Source organism: Aliterella sp. E5.1, assembly GCF_057473825.1.
Genome location: NZ_JBYCCV010000092.1, coordinates 1 through 14,570, shown reverse-complemented (window position 1 = coordinate 14,570; position 14,570 = coordinate 1). Strand labels below are relative to the sequence as shown.

Sequence of the window (14,570 nt, the reverse complement as noted above, 5' to 3'; positions counted from 1 at the left end):
TACCACCTGTGTGATTCCTTTTTTCTTGTCAAACTCCTGTTTGAACTTGTAACTCACGGTCGAACCTTTAACTTCCCAAAGTTATTTGAGTATGCTGTCTTTCCACAACCCACCTAGGATTGCTATATTACCGCTACTGCAGGAGGTAGTCGTAATGGAGGCAACATTACTATTAATACAGACACCTTAGTTGCTTTAGAAGATAGCGACATTACAGCTAATGCTTTTGAGGGTCGCGGTGGTAATATTCAAATCACCACTCAAGGATTATTCCTATCTCCAGACAGCGATATTACAGCAAGCTCCCTGTTCGGAATCGATGGTAATGTAGATATCCAAACATTTGGACTAGACATTAGAAACAGCATTACCCCCCTGCAAAACAGGTTGGTCAGTACAGAACAAGTGATCGCAGGCAGTTGTTTAGCTCGTCGCAACGTTGAGCGCGGTAGTTTTGTCATCACTGGTAGTGGCGGTTTGCCCATCAATCCTTACTCTGGAATTGAAAGATGGGACAACTTAACGGGAGTCCAACCAATAGAAGATGAAAAAGCTCAATCCCAAGAATTGTCAGTGCCACCAGCTAATAACAATGCTAACGGGAGTTTACCTAGAAAATGGCAGCCAGGAGATCCAATTGTTGAAGCGCAAGCATTAATTGTGAAAGCGGACGGTCGTGCCTCACTTATAGCTTCGTCACCCCAACCAGAAATATCCAATGCTGATTCGCAGGTTTGTCAGCCAGAACAAGCTAAATCCTAAAGCAAAGATTAGTTACGGATCATAATCAGAAATAGTTATGGTTTAGAAATTTACTATACAAAATTTTAGAACGGTTCAATCCTAACAGAAAAAGAAATCCCATTGTCTTGAAGCGAATCGCCTTGGCGGTCGATAGAGATAAGTGGAATGCCCCAATCCAAACTAGCTGATAACGAGTCATTCAACTGCCAGCGCAGTCCCAGTCCTGTACTCAAAAGCGTCCCATCCGCAGAGTTTGCTTCATTATTGCCGTTGCTCCAGATTGTTCCTGCATCAATGAAAGGAACAATTTGCAGCAGCCCAAAGCCTCCAGGATCTCGGACAATGGGCAAACGTAATTCTACAGTACCAGCAATCCCATTATCCCCTACCCTCTGGCTTGTTCTGTACCCTCGTACCGTGTCCACGCCGCCAATGGCAAACTGCTCTAGGGGCAGTAAAGAATCGGGTGTCAGTTGGGCAGCGATGCGCGAGATCACTACCGCGTCTTTCTGCTCATTCAATGCCTGTACCCACTGAAATTGTCCTTGCCAACTGACAAATCGCCCATCTGTACCCGTGTTGTTAACAGTGGCATCCAATACTCCCAAGCCCAAGCTAAAAGTAGACCTGGCGGCTAATACTGTGTCAAGGCTGCGGCGATTAAGCCAGTCAGTGCTAAACCGCAAGACGCTAACTTTGGACTCCCCATTCTCCAGTCCTGGGGTAAAAGAGAAAGGTTCGTCATCAAACAAGAACGTGCGGCTGCGACGCAACTGAGCAGACACCCCGAATGCCAATTCCTCTGTCGGGGTAAGAATAACTGGTTGGCGAAAATCAAAAGTATAGGTTTGAGCGCGCCCTGTAATATCGAGCGGTGCGAAAGGCTCAGAGATAATTCTATTTCTACCTCTGGTGTAGCGAAAGCCAAGCTTACCATTACGAGCATTGACGGGAATTTCGTAACTAAGGCTGTAACTATTTACCCCTTGAGTAATTCCTACTGCGGCATTGAGGCGATCGCCTACTCCTAGCAAATTGTTGTAACCTAAAGCTGCTGTCGCACCAACAGAACCCACACTAGGGACTTCCTGATTATCAAAAGCAAAAGCAGCATCTATTGGCGGAGCTTCCTTGAACTTCACAATCAGAACATTTAGCCCAGGTCTTGTCCCTGCTGTTAGTTCAGCTTGTACCTCGTCAAACAAGGGGTTGTTTTTCAGCAGTTGCAGTCCTGCATTTAGTTGCTCACGATTTAGAGGTGCAGAGCCAGCAAGACGAAGGCGATCTCGCACGTAATCTGGTCTTAATTTACTTAAGCCGTAAATGTCAATTCTTTCTAGTTTTCCTTCTATTATTTGAACTTGGACTACGCCGTCGTCAATCTCTTGGGGAGGCAAGAATGCCCCTGATGTTTCATAACCATTGCTGACGTACAATTCGTTTATTGCTGTTCGGATCTCTAATAATTGTTCATAGCTTAATTCTTGCCTTACAAACGGGCGTACAGCCTGTGCTAATTCTTCAGAGGAAAAAACTGTACTTCCACTTACTTCTATGTTCTTCACTTTGACTTTTGTGGTTACAGCAGGAGTAAGAGGGGGGCTAGGAGATCGCTTGGGCGCAAGCAGGGGTGAAGGATTAGGAGTTGGTAGCGTGTTGGGTAAAGGTAGTGGTGTAGGTTGTTCTTCAAGAGTTCCTAATGGAATAGAAGGAGCTTGGGCGATAACTTCTCTAGATTGCTTGTAGTCTACTGAACTAGCAGACATCTTTGCTAAGATAGGATAATTCCAGCATAAGCACATCGAACTTGTGCAAGCCATGAGTAAGTAAAAGTTCATGAAATAATGGGGCGATCTTTAAAATTTGCGGTCAATCAGTCTGTTTGATATTAGCTCTTGGCAAAACTGAAGACTTCAATAGTGTATTAGATTTTACTCTATATTATTCCTCAATAATTAACCTATGACAATCAAAATTTTAATTGCAGATGACGAAATACTTTTTAAGCGAGTAATTAATCACTTTTTTGATTTACAAATTAAGGAGGGTAAGTACGAATTTCATTACGCTACCAATGGTAAGGAAGCTTTCGAGAAACTTGCCTCTGGGCTGAAGATAGATATGGTGTTGGTTGATATTCGGATGCCAGAGATGGATGGTCTGACGTTAATCAAAAAATTAAATGACAAAGGTATCCCTGCTAAAACAATCATCATCTCAGCTTATCCAGACATACCTAATATTAGGAAAGCAATGAATGAGGGAACATTTGATTTTTTAGTTAAACCAATTGACCTTAAAGAATTAGAAGAATGTATCAACAAGCTTTTTCAATTAAAAAAGCAAAGTACGAAGTTAGCAAGACCAGCAGAAACTAAACAAGCTGGAAAAATTAAGTCTCTATTGTCTGACCCCTCAAGTCAGAAAATAACTCCAAGTATTGCTTACAAGATCGTTAAACAATTACAAGTACCTGACCAAATGGGAGTTATCAATCGGCTGATCGAAAACTTCAATGTTGAAGAAATAGATGATCTTAAGTATAAACTAGAATCTCAAGAATATATCGCGCTTGAGAGACAAGAAAGGAGGGAGGAGATTGCCCAGGAAGTTTATGAGCGCTTGGGATTAGATGAACAGAAGCTACCTTTACTTGCTCTAGAGCAGGGATACATTGAGGAGCGAGTTGTGAAGAGAAAGTCTGCTTCTGGAGAAATTAGAGAACCCAGTATTCACCTGTATCTACGCTGGACTGACAATGGATGCAAAGGGTACTATTTAGGACCAGCGTCCGCTCTTGATGAAAAAGCTAAAGCTATCCTCTCCATAATAGGCTACTCTCAAGATGAGAAACAGTCCACTCAAGCTTTACCTAAAGAAGACTTAGTAGAACCACCGAGCAACGATACCGCAGAGATAAAAGGCACGTCTAAGCCTCCCATTAGACTATATAGCAAAGACTTTAAAGCAGAATAGTTATTCTGTAACCTCGTAATCATAACCAATTGCGTTTATGTTTATAAAAGTGGAGGTTGCTGATAATATAGATCTGTAGAGCAAATTACGCTAGTATCTTAGAAACGCAATTTTTACTAGAGGTGCTGCTTCCAGTTTTCGAGGGAACAAACCGCCAAATTACAGATTCTACAAAAAGTTTTGAGGAAACTTAGCTTTAACTGCCAATTCCTAGTATGATCTATTCAATTAAATAAAGCTTCGTGGGTGAGGAAAGTCTGATTGCGACCCAGACTATTATCTTCCGCCACCGAAGGCTCCGACCAACCCCGTCTATCTGGAGGTCAGAACATCAATGCTATTATTAGTATTGTGCAGCTTTAGTGTGCCTTTTGGCAAGTTATTTCCTAAAATAATTTCAAATTCTTTTGGTTCAAAGACATTAGATAACGGCAGCATAAGAATTACAGCCCCTACAGCTACTCTCAAAGAAGAGGAGGTAGCCCTATGACTGCTGCCGTCCAAGAAAAAAGTAAGTTTTGCCTGTTTGTCAAGCGTGAAATAGACGACTACGGGCTAGACTTCTACAAATTTCGGATCTACGCTCGAATAACCCGCCGCTCTGGTAATCGAGAAGCGTGGGAGAGCCTCACTAATATGGCTAGTGCTTGCTGTATGAACTTAAGTCGAGCGCGAAAAACCTTGCGACTATTGAATTTAGCTGAAATTACCCAATAAAAAAGCCGGGACAATCCCTACCTAGAAATAAACCTAGATTAGACTGCCACGACTCTACATCCGCTCGTCAGTCTACCAAAACTCAGCACTAAATGCAAAGTTATTTCTAAGGGTTGTCTTGGTTCTACACAAATAACGAGAACCAAAATGAACTACGCATTTCCTCAAACAGATCGCGAACTAGCTCAGAAACAACTAGCCTACCTAGGCTACACTTCTAGCCAAGTTTACCTCCGCTTTTTCTACCATTCCAAAGACGATAGAAAAGACAACGATAAAGGAAGAAAATTAAACGCCCTTGATTGGAAAGCGATCGCATCTTACCAACAAGACGAGCGCGGCACGTATGTAGTAGTTAACGGTGCTGGCGGCGGACACGAGGATAAGGATATTAAGCAATGCGCAGCGATATTTTGCGAATGGGACGACAGACCCATTGAAGACCAGTTATTACATTGGGAGACATTGGGCTTTTTCGAGCCAACAATGACCGTATATAGCGGCGATAAATCCGCTCAACCCTACTGGGTATTTAACACGCCAATAAATGTTGAACAGTGGCGGGAATTGCAACGCCTGTTAATTGAGGTTATGGGAGCAGACCCCATTAACAAAAACCCCTCAAGAGTATTTAGACTTGCTGGAGGCTGGCACGTCAAACCCGGACGAGAACCGAGACGAACAGAAATAGTCCAGGAATCAGGGCAGAAATATTCTTACGAGCAATTGAGAGAACGCCTCCAAGCTTTAGTAAAACCCGCTATGGGAAGCACAATATGCCCAGAGCTTCCCGCCCTCAACTACCAGCGTTACGAAGATATTTCGTTGCCCGTACCCCAAGCTGTACCAATTGAAGTTTGTCTAGCTAAAGAATCCCGTATCTTGCTGGAATCAGGCTGCGCCCAAGGAGGGCGTAACTTTGGCGGCGCAAAACTAGCCCGTGACCTCATCGGTACAGCCTCTTACTTGCAGACCATCGGACAAAGTTTTGATGGCAACCCTCAATTATTGCTAGAAAATTATGGCACTCGTTGCTCTCCCCCCTTGCCTACAAAAGAAATTGAATCAATTTGGGCATCGGCGGCTAAAAGCAATCCCGCGCCTAGTTGTACGGCCGATGGTGTAGAAAACTGCCTCCGCTCTTGGTACTGGAAGAACTACGTCAAGAACAATACGGCTTACAATAATAAGCCCCACAAAGGTTTTAGCCCTAGCAGTAATCAGCCAAGCACAAGCTCTAGGATCAACTTGTGCGATCGCATAAAACATATTCTTACAAGCTACGAAACCGAATCAACCCAAACGGCGGCATTAATGGACTTAGCCGCCGACGTTAAAAAATCGTTCAATGAAATTAAAAACCTCGCCCGAATCATTCATAGTGAGGGAGAGCAAGCAACCGAAGTAGTTGCCGCCATTGAATCATTCTCGCCGATAATTAAGAACTGCCGCAAGCGCTTAGATATCGGGCGATACCTCAATCCCATCCTTGCTGAACCACTAATAGCAAAAGCCTCGGCAATGCCTACAGCGCCAGAATACCTGTTTAATACTCTCTTGCCTGCTTGCGCTTCAAGAATTGGCACGAGCGCCAGGATCGTTATCGACCCCGTGTCTGGCTATACCCAAGACTGCATATTTTGGACGGCTAACGTCGCCCATTCTGGGCAAGCCAAAACGCCGCCCCAAAAAGAAGTAATTTACCCGCTAGAAAAAATGGAGGGAGAAGCAAAAGAAATTTATGATGCAAATCTTAGCGACTACGAGCAGGATAAAAAATCTGAGGAGAAACCGCCCGTAAGAATGCGGCGACTTTTAAGTAACGTTACGACCTCCACTAAAATCCGTATCCACCAAGAAAATCCGCGCGGGTTGCTCGAATACATAGATGAACTTGTTGCCGATTACCAACGCCTTAACCAATACAAAGGTGGTGGAAAAGGAGATGACTTGCAACTAGAACTAAGTTTTTTTAACGGTGCTGCCTGCAACTACGACCGCCACGACGCGAGATTATTTCTTAGCCGCACTGCTTTTAGTAAAACGGGTACTTACCAGTGGGATACGTTAGCGCGATTAATGAACGATGATGTGAATTTTATTTCTAGCGGCTACAGCGCCAGGTTTTTGTATTGCTCAATTCTCGATGCGCCGCCCCGGTATCTTGATTTACTTACTCCAAAAGCAAATAGCAATTTCACCGAGACTTTAGAGTGGCTGTACGAGCAATTAGAGGAATTACCACAGCAAGACTATTTATTAACGCGGGAAGCTAAAGTCCTATTCCAAGCCTGGAACCACACTTTAGCCGATGACGAAAGGGAAGAAAACTATTTTGGTTTCTCGATTGTCTACGCAAAAATCGAAGCTTACGCGGCAAGAATTGCCCTGTGGCTGCATATAGTTAACGCAGTCTGTGCTGGCAAATTACCCGAACCAACAATTTCCGGCGAGACAATGCGTTGGGCTATAGAAATTTCCTCCTTTTATCTTTGGCAGCAAAAACTAATTCACGGCAACAACGCTCCTTCGAGAAAGCTGGAAGGCATATTTTTTAAAGTCCAAACCCAGGCAGAGAAATACTTTGCCAAATCAAACCAGGGGCTAAATGCTTCGTTTCTCAAAACGCGGATTAACGCGCTCAAAAGTTGGGCAACCGAGAAAATCCGCTCGGTTGTATTTAAAGCGTTGGCGGCAGCAGGGCATGGACGAATTGAGGGGGAAGGTAGTGAGATGAAATACATTCCCATCAGTCAAAAGTTGGTGGATGTTGGTGCAGAGTTGGTGGAATCACCAATCGCTCAAAGCCTTACTACTGATGAAGTACAGACAACTATTGGTGAAATTGGTGATTTAGCAACACCTGTTTGTTTTTCTAAAGTTACAAGCCAAGAATTCCACTGCCCAGAAGCTCTACCGCCACATCAACTTTTACCGGAGAAACCAATTCACCAATTCACCAACTTTGAAGCCCAAAGTATTGTCAGCCCTACGATTGACCCTATTGGTGATACCACCAATAGTCCACCAATAGCACCAACTCCTAACTTAGCAATACTTTTGCTGCAATCTACAACCTGGATGGAAATAGCTAACTCGTTACAGAAAGACAGCCAAAAACTGATTGACGCAATGAACCAATTTGATAAAGGTCAAAGGAAAAAAATTGCTTCAGTATTAATTGAATTTCTATGCTCGGAGCCATTGCATTTAAAAGAATTAAGTTGGCTGCCAATCAAAATGCTCAATTGGGTCTTTGAGCGGTTGAACTTCACAATTTCTAAGATTGGTGAGAGTGCATCTATCGACCAGGCGGAGATGGAGGAAGTCAAGAACTTGTCATTTGTCTCAGTCGAAGGTTTGGGTAGTAGCAGAGAACTTTGGGTGTTCTACGATCCGACAAACGGTAGAAATATCCCTGTATTTAGTAGTGAAGCAATTTGTGGAATTTCTTTAAAAAACTAACCCACTGATTCGGTTAAATCTATGATTAGCGTCACCGAAGAAATATCTTTACTGACAAAGCAAGAAAATCAATTGCATACCAGCCTAGATAACCTGCGCGGACAACGCAGCAAAGTTCAAGAATACAAACAGGTTGAGAAAGAGTTAGCTGCGGTTCTGCGTAAAAGCCGAAACTTGCAGGCGTGGGCTGGATTTGAAATCGGAATGCCCGTACATCGTCTTAATTCAAACAGACTTGGCATCGTCAAAGAATTAAAAACTACACCTGGGGGGATGGGAGAAGTTTGGGTAAGTTGGGATGGGTTATTGCAAATTCCCGAACAGCCGAATCTGTTGCAAATTGATGGTGCGGCGATGGCGAAAATTATTGCTGTGGGCGATCGCATACGAATCGTTGATGGTCACAACAAAGCTGGCGAAACCTTCACTGTAGAACGGCTACTAGCGCGTGGCGCGGTAGAAACGACCGATGAGAATGTTTTTGAGCGTGAGGAGTGGCAAATAGTTGAAGAGTCTAAACCAGACGCGGTTAACCATTGTAAAGAGCCAGTAGATATTAACAGTTGTACCCCTGAAATTACCTCGAAAATCCAGAGGGCTGACCAAAAATCAATGAAAGAATTGGCATCGCACTCTGAAGAAGTTGTAGTTACGGTGGAAGCTGTAGTTACTACTGTTCAAGAAATCGGTGAGTTAAGCCAAGACGAGGAAAAAGAGCGTCATCGCCTGGAATTAAAAGTAGAACGTGCATATTATGAAGCAGGCTCGGCATTGCGAGAACTCAAGGACAAACGGCTGTATCGTTGGACTCATAGGACTTTTGATGCTTACTGTCAAGAGCGATTTGGACTGAGTAGCCGTCATTCCTACCGTTTAATCGAAGCTGCCAACGTTGTAAATAATTTGAAAGAATTTTGTGACCAATTTGGTCACATTTTGCCAGCTAAAGAATCTGTTTGTCGCTCGTTGACGATTTTTCAACCTAATCAACAAATAAAAGCTTGGCAGCAAATCTTACAAGAAACAGGTGGTAAACACCCTACAGGTTTGCAGGTTAAAGGCATCGTCGAACGCCTCAAGGAAAAGCCGCTAACTTTAGCCTGTGACGTTTGCACTGTTGGTGACTCGTTCATCTTGACTAGACTAGAAGGAGCGGAGCGCAAATATAATGGCTGCTGGGCAATCGCATCCCAACTACGAGACTTTACAGTAGTAGTTGATGTTTACGACGGAGAGCTTGCTGTGAAGCCTGAAAATCTTAACTCCATTGATTTACCAGATGTACGCCGACAACTGCCAGAAACACTCAAGCGAATAAAGCGACTGCGGAATAATGCAGAAAGGCTGGATCGGGGTGTCTATCACGCGCTTGAAGGCTTAGGACGACAAATATATCTAACGGAATTTGAAGCTGACTTGTTAACGTTTATGGAGCAACGCTATGGAATCGATGACTGAACTTAAGGAGCGAACTAAGAAATCTACCCAACTCCCAGTTATTTACACTGCGGTGGGTTGGGTAGCAGGCATCTTCCAGCCCGGAAAGAAAAAGTTTCAAGGAGTGTTAGTTACAGAGGACGGGCAAAGGATTGATGCAAAACTTGATTGGTATTTGGCTCATCAAATTAAAAAGCTACAAAAGCGCGAAGACACGCCCAAGGACTGGCTGCAACGGGTACACCGTTGGAAAGTATACCCTCGCACTGACCCCTTGCGTTTCGACTTAATGCAGGTAAAGCAAATAGACTTACCCATTGAAAACAAAAAGCGAAGCCCTGTGAACTCACAAGCTTCCCTTGATAAGTTTCGGGTAGTAGGAGAAATTAAGGAAATCCTTGAAAAATCAGTAATTGTCAGGGTTCGGCGCAATTCGCAACTACCGCTAAATGGAAGACAACACAACCAATCAACATTTTTAAAACTCAAAGGTATATTGCCCACCGCAGAAAGGGGAGAAATTTGGGAACTGCAAGTCCGGCGAAACAGTAAGGTGCTGGCTATTGCTAAAGGAAAAATATACGTTCCAAGTGCTGAAGAAGAGGAATTATTTAAGAAGATTCTCTCCCAGAGCATCAATCAATCAGTTGTTGCCAATCCATTACCTGATGAAGTGGCAACAAAGGTAGCTAAAACAAACCTTGATGATACGTTTACTGCCCAAAATCAGTTTATGGGAGCTAGAAAAGAGAGAGCGCGCGAAGCACAAAAGGAAATTGAATCGTCCCAGTAAACTTCGCCTGCAATCAAAGATTCAAAACACAAAAAGGTAAAACTAGCTAATCGCGGAATCAATTCGCCCGCAGTTCTGGCAATTAATACCGCAACTCCACTACAAAACCAAAAATCGCGCTTCAGCGTCCAAGTAAATGGTCAGGTGTTTATCGGATTCGATAGCGTTACTTTAAATAGAAGAATGTTGTATGTCGATGGCAAGACGGTGGCTCACGCTAAACTGGCGGTAGTTTTAGGACAACCCCAAAAAATGAGTGCGGATGGTTCTGTAACTAGAGGGAGTAACCAAGCCGTTTTGATAGGTCGGTAAGTTTTATCTCATGCGATCGCTGACCCAAAAATCCCTTGCCTCCCGATAAAACTCCCCCGTGCCATCCCACTGATAAGGGGTAGGGGAATGCAGCAACCCTAGCCAAACCTCAACCAATGGCATACTTAGCGCTTGCTGGAGTTGCCAAAGGGAAACTTTTGTCCCCTGATGCTGGCTCATCCATTGTGTGATCGCATTCTGCCACTGAGGAATATCCTCTTGTTCCGCCAAACCTTTCAATTCCTTTTTCATTTGCGCCCTAGCTTTCCTTGCCAAAGCTCTAGCTTCAGTGCGATCTATTACCGATACTACCGACCCAGAACTAGGATTAGGCTCAATATCAACAGCAAATTCTTCCATCAAATCCGACAAATCGAGCGACATTGATTGGCGCATCAATCCAGAGAGAAAATCATCATCTAGAACGGGACCATTGCTATTATTTGTGATTTCTAAACTATCTAAAATGCCTTTAGCTCGTTTAACATAGACTTCAACGATTTGCGAAATAGCTTCCGCCGCGACGTGCAGTTGTTGGTTGTTCTCCAGAGGAGCGATCGCACTTTCCAAGTCTTGCCAAAGCCCGTAAAAATCTGCCCCATCTGGTTGATTAAGCGCAGACTTCAGATTACCCCACAAATCTAGTTCAAGCTGCGTGTATGTAGGCATCAGCTTTGTTGTCCGTCAATATTCAAAGGACAAGGAACGAGCGGACATAACCCAGGATTTAGTTCTACAGTAGCCGCAACGCCATTGATACTTACCTCATACTGCTGATTAAATTGAGCGATCGCACCAGTAATGTATTGTTTGACGTGCGCCCCCGTCCAACCTAGAGTATGGACTGGTTCGCGAGTTGCCTTTCTCTGCTGTCCAATCCACAACTCAACCGATACGGCATGAAGCGGCTCGTCTTTACGCTGGCGGTAGAAATAGACAATAATTGCCGAGATAGTAGGAATATCAGTGGACTCTAATTGCGCCGCAGACTCCTTCTCCCCGCGATACTTAAGGCGACGGTTGCGGTTGTACAAATCCCGTTTTTTATAATAGGTGCGCTTCTTGTGGCAACGCTCTCCTACCCAACAGCCATCGCCCTGGGTTCCATGACGCGCGATCGCACTTTCAACTGAAAACTTGCTGCACTGTCTGCATTTATCACTAGCGCTTGTCGGCATTAGCGAGAGCGCCCCTTTTTGCAAACAGATCGGCAATGGCGACTTCTAGTCCTGGCAGCAGCGCATCAGAAATTATGTCGCCAACCCCAAAATTTTGGGGAAACTCATTTGCACCAAAAACAGTCACAGACTGAGCTTGATTATCTACCACCCAGACACGACTGACTCCAGCTTGTAAATAATCTGTAGCCTTCTGTGTCATCTCTGCGAAACTTTGACCGGGGGAGATAATTTCAATTACTAATTCTGGTAGGGCAGGACAAGGCGTGTCCTCATCCCAGTCTGCGGGCAAACGCTCGTAAGACACGTAGGTTAAATCGGGAACGGAAACCCAGCCTCGACCTTGGCGTTGTAAGACTACACTCCATTGTGTCAGAACCCGACCACTTTGCTCAAAGTCGCACCAGCCATCCATTAGCCGAAAAAATCGACCTTGAACAGAAGCGTGTTTATATTTCGGTGACACTTTGAGGACAATTTCTCCATCAATAAGTTCAGTGTGATCGCCGCTTTCCGGCATTTGCAAAAACTCAGCCAGAGTGAGTTTCCTTATGGCACGACCCATAGTTCACCTCAAAACGTGGATAAGCTTATTGTACCCTAAGCTATGTCGTTAGAGTTTCGCTAGAGTAAAAAGTGTGTTTCTGGGTGTGATTGAATGAGTGAGTATCCTCGTAATCATACATTCATGTCCGATACCTCCTCTTTAACCCCCATTACGGCAATTTCTAGGTTTGATGGCTCTTTTACACCCACGCAGGGCTTGCTTGATTTGTGGCTGCACGGCAAGTCACCCCATACTCAGCGTTACTATCGCCGTGAAGCTCTGAAGTTTTTGGCGATTGTGGGTAAACCTATTGAGTCGATAACGCTTGCTGACGTTCAGGGCTACGCAACTGAACTCGGTCAAGGCTCTTTGGCTGTCTCTTCTCAATCGAGGGCGATCGCGGCAATTAAATCTCTGTTTACTTTTGCTCATCAAAAAACTGGGCTACTTAAAGCTAATCCTGCCGGAGTGATCGCACTTCCCAAGATAAAGGACTGTTTAGCCGAGCGGATATTACCAGAATGGGTAGTACAGACGATGCTTGGACTCGAACCAAATTTGCGTAACCGAGTGTTGTTGAGACTGATATATATTGCTGGATTAAGAGTATCTGAAATAACGCAGTTACAATGGTCATCGCTGCAAGTGCGAGAAGGGGGAGGGCAAGTGCTAGTGTATGGTAAAGGCGGTAAGACGCGGGCTATTAAGCTCCCAATTAGTCTATGGCAGGAATTGCAATTTCTGCAAGGTACGGCAACACTTGAAGAACCAGTATTTATTAGTCGCAGACAGCAGGGACATTTAAGCCAATTACAGGTAAATCGAATTGTTAAAGCTGCGGCTCAAAGAGTGCCAGGACTAGAGCCAACAATCGCTAAAGCTATTAGCCCTCATTGGCTGAGACACGCCCATGCAAGTCATGCGATGGATCGTGGCGCTCCAATCCATCTAGTTAAGGAAACATTGGGTCATGCTAACATTGCTACTACTGGACGCTATCTTCATGCGCGACCAACAGATAGTTCTAGTTTATATTTGGACTCATGAGCGCATCCAATTGGAATTGAAAAAGCCGCACTTACAGTAGTCCCGTGACAACCGCGCGGTACGACAGGCGATGTGAGGCAGCTAAACGTAGGGCGGCGAGTCTGCTGCATACTCCTTATGCGGCATCACAGGTTGTGGATGTTAAGGATGAGGGGTAATCGCCACGATAGTAATTACTTCCCTTGTAGGACCGTAATGCCAAAATACTCTAAAAGCTGCTGGTGTCTTATTTTCTACATAAGCTTCAAATACTTCCTCTCCATTTGCTCCAGCTATAGATTCGTATTTGTGAGTGTTCAGGCTAGGGTGACGCAAGTTTGTTTCCATCAGCGCCAAAGTCTTCAATACTTTCTGGTATTTTTTCGGGTCTATCTGCTGTAAGTTATCTAACGTTAGTTTCGCCTCCAAAGAGAAAAGCAAGCGAAAAGGCATTAATCATTAACCTCTAAGTCTGCATACTGGGCAAAAGAACCAAGGTCGTGAGTCTCTTGTTTTGCTACTTGTTCAATCCCACGTTGAACGCTTGCTAAAGCTGAAGAATTTTGCCACAGCCAGAGTTCTTGTTCGGGGATAGTGACAACAGGATTGAGCAGAATTTGCCCAGCATCGTTGATCATAACTTTGTAAGATTTGGATTTGACGAAATTTCCTAGTGTGATACGACCGCGCTCGTCAGGGTGAATCATATCTTTAAGGACACGGAAACTTTGGTCGGTCATTAAGTTAGCTTGCGAGTGTGACTATCTTTATTCTAGTGGGTAATACCCATTTACCCATAAATGCAAGGAGCGATCGCTTATTTTAATAACATCTATCCACACTAATAGGCGTAAATAGAAGGTTCGTGCAACCAGGGGCAATTTAGTATGATATCATGTTTGTCAACCCCATTTGAGGGGTTTATTGATAATAATTGCCAATCATTACTTTGCCTAGTTTGTCTTTTTTTAGGCAATGTCCTTCAGAACAAAAACGCAGTCATAAAGCTTTGAGCTAGATGTTTTCATGCGCTCCAAGTTCTGTTTTAGGTAAAGTTTTCTGATTGTATATGTGTTAAGAAAACTATTTGTGCAGCTTATCTTTCCGCTCCTTGTGATTGTTCTTTAGGTAAATTCCTGTAACTATAGCTGTATAAGAATTCTAGTTACAGGCTGCACCTGGTTGCACGAACCTTCGATCTACGCCTTGTACCAAATTTTATTTTTAGCCTTTCCTAAAACATTTAATCAGGACTTACGCAAGGGGATAGGTTCATGCAAACAGGAAAATTTTAAAACAGAGGGATGAGATTCACCAAACTTGACTACTGCCAATATCTGTTGAGCAGTCCCATCAACTACACAGTGACAAACTT

Annotated in this window: 14 protein-coding genes and 1 pseudogene; 9 read left to right on the top strand and 6 right to left on the bottom strand. The window is 44.0% G+C overall.

From position 1 onward, the window contains the following. A pseudogene (locus AC2VE5_RS20205) lies at positions 1 to 117 on the top strand (IS630 family transposase); the annotation flags it as partial. 270 nt (positions 118 to 387) lie between these two features. Beyond that, positions 388 to 762 carry a hypothetical protein gene (locus tag AC2VE5_RS20200; protein WP_486889485.1) on the top strand — a complete coding sequence of 125 codons (375 nt, stop codon included), beginning with the start codon at positions 388 to 390 and terminating at the stop codon, positions 760 to 762. A 65-nt stretch (positions 763 to 827) separates the two neighbouring features. Here the strand turns inward: AC2VE5_RS20200 and AC2VE5_RS20195 are convergent, their stop codons facing one another. Further along, positions 828 to 2,510 (bottom strand): ShlB/FhaC/HecB family hemolysin secretion/activation protein, encoded by a 1,683-nt coding sequence (locus AC2VE5_RS20195; protein ID WP_486889484.1) that lies wholly within the window; start codon positions 2,508 to 2,510, stop codon positions 828 to 830. Between the two features lie 196 nt (positions 2,511 to 2,706). On the opposite strand from AC2VE5_RS20195, the gene AC2VE5_RS20190 reads away from it, so the two are divergent. From AC2VE5_RS20190 to AC2VE5_RS20165, 6 genes are all read left to right on the top strand, one after another. Further along, on the top strand, positions 2,707 to 3,720 hold the full coding sequence (locus tag AC2VE5_RS20190; protein ID WP_486889483.1) for a response regulator: 1,014 nt from the start codon (positions 2,707 to 2,709) through the stop codon (positions 3,718 to 3,720). A 486-nt stretch (positions 3,721 to 4,206) separates the two neighbouring features. Beyond that, positions 4,207 to 4,437, top strand: coding sequence for a hypothetical protein (locus tag AC2VE5_RS20185; protein ID WP_486889482.1), 231 nt, complete (start codon positions 4,207 to 4,209; stop codon positions 4,435 to 4,437). 147 nt (positions 4,438 to 4,584) lie between these two features. Beyond that, positions 4,585 to 7,902, top strand: coding sequence for a DUF3987 domain-containing protein (locus tag AC2VE5_RS20180; protein ID WP_486889481.1), 3,318 nt, complete (start codon positions 4,585 to 4,587; stop codon positions 7,900 to 7,902). A 21-nt stretch (positions 7,903 to 7,923) separates the two neighbouring features. Further along, the gene (locus AC2VE5_RS20175) at positions 7,924 to 9,360 is read left to right on the top strand and encodes a hypothetical protein (RefSeq protein ID WP_486889480.1); all 1,437 of its coding nucleotides are present in this window, start codon (positions 7,924 to 7,926) and stop codon (positions 9,358 to 9,360) included. Further along, positions 9,344 to 10,132: a hypothetical protein gene (locus AC2VE5_RS20170; protein WP_486889479.1), complete on the top strand. Its 789-nt coding sequence runs from the start codon at positions 9,344 to 9,346 to the stop codon at positions 10,130 to 10,132. Before AC2VE5_RS20175 ends, AC2VE5_RS20170 begins: the two co-directional genes overlap by 17 nt. A gap of 144 nt (positions 10,133 to 10,276) precedes the next feature. After that, on the top strand, positions 10,277 to 10,444 hold the full coding sequence (locus tag AC2VE5_RS20165; RefSeq protein WP_486889478.1) for a hypothetical protein: 168 nt from the start codon (positions 10,277 to 10,279) through the stop codon (positions 10,442 to 10,444). A 3-nt stretch (positions 10,445 to 10,447) separates the two neighbouring features. On the opposite strand, the gene AC2VE5_RS20160 is transcribed toward AC2VE5_RS20165, so the two are convergent. From AC2VE5_RS20160 to AC2VE5_RS20150, 3 genes are read right to left on the bottom strand one after another with little or no spacing between them, the layout of a single operon-like run. Beyond that, positions 10,448 to 11,113 (bottom strand): hypothetical protein, encoded by a 666-nt coding sequence (locus AC2VE5_RS20160; RefSeq protein WP_486889477.1) that lies wholly within the window; start codon positions 11,111 to 11,113, stop codon positions 10,448 to 10,450. Then, positions 11,113 to 11,622: a hypothetical protein gene (locus tag AC2VE5_RS20155; RefSeq protein ID WP_486889476.1), complete on the bottom strand. Its 510-nt coding sequence runs from the start codon at positions 11,620 to 11,622 to the stop codon at positions 11,113 to 11,115. Before AC2VE5_RS20155 ends, AC2VE5_RS20160 begins: the two co-directional genes overlap by 1 nt. Next, a complete protein-coding gene (locus AC2VE5_RS20150) occupies positions 11,606 to 12,187 on the bottom strand; it encodes a Uma2 family endonuclease (protein WP_486889475.1) in 582 nt (193 codons plus the stop codon). Before AC2VE5_RS20150 ends, AC2VE5_RS20155 begins: the two co-directional genes overlap by 17 nt. A 123-nt stretch (positions 12,188 to 12,310) precedes the next feature. Between AC2VE5_RS20150 and AC2VE5_RS20145 the strand changes: the two genes are divergently transcribed. Next, positions 12,311 to 13,216 (top strand): tyrosine-type recombinase/integrase, encoded by a 906-nt coding sequence (locus tag AC2VE5_RS20145; protein ID WP_486889474.1) that lies wholly within the window; start codon positions 12,311 to 12,313, stop codon positions 13,214 to 13,216. 141 nt (positions 13,217 to 13,357) lie between these two features. Here AC2VE5_RS20145 and AC2VE5_RS20140 read toward each other — a convergent pair whose 3' ends face one another. Together AC2VE5_RS20140 and AC2VE5_RS20135 are read right to left on the bottom strand one after the other, a co-directional pair. Continuing rightward, positions 13,358 to 13,648: a hypothetical protein gene (locus tag AC2VE5_RS20140; RefSeq protein WP_486889473.1), complete on the bottom strand. Its 291-nt coding sequence runs from the start codon at positions 13,646 to 13,648 to the stop codon at positions 13,358 to 13,360. After that, the gene (locus AC2VE5_RS20135) at positions 13,648 to 13,935 is read right to left on the bottom strand and encodes a hypothetical protein (protein ID WP_486889472.1); all 288 of its coding nucleotides are present in this window, start codon (positions 13,933 to 13,935) and stop codon (positions 13,648 to 13,650) included. Before AC2VE5_RS20135 ends, AC2VE5_RS20140 begins: the two co-directional genes overlap by 1 nt. Positions 13,936 to 14,570: the final 635 nt, after the last annotated feature.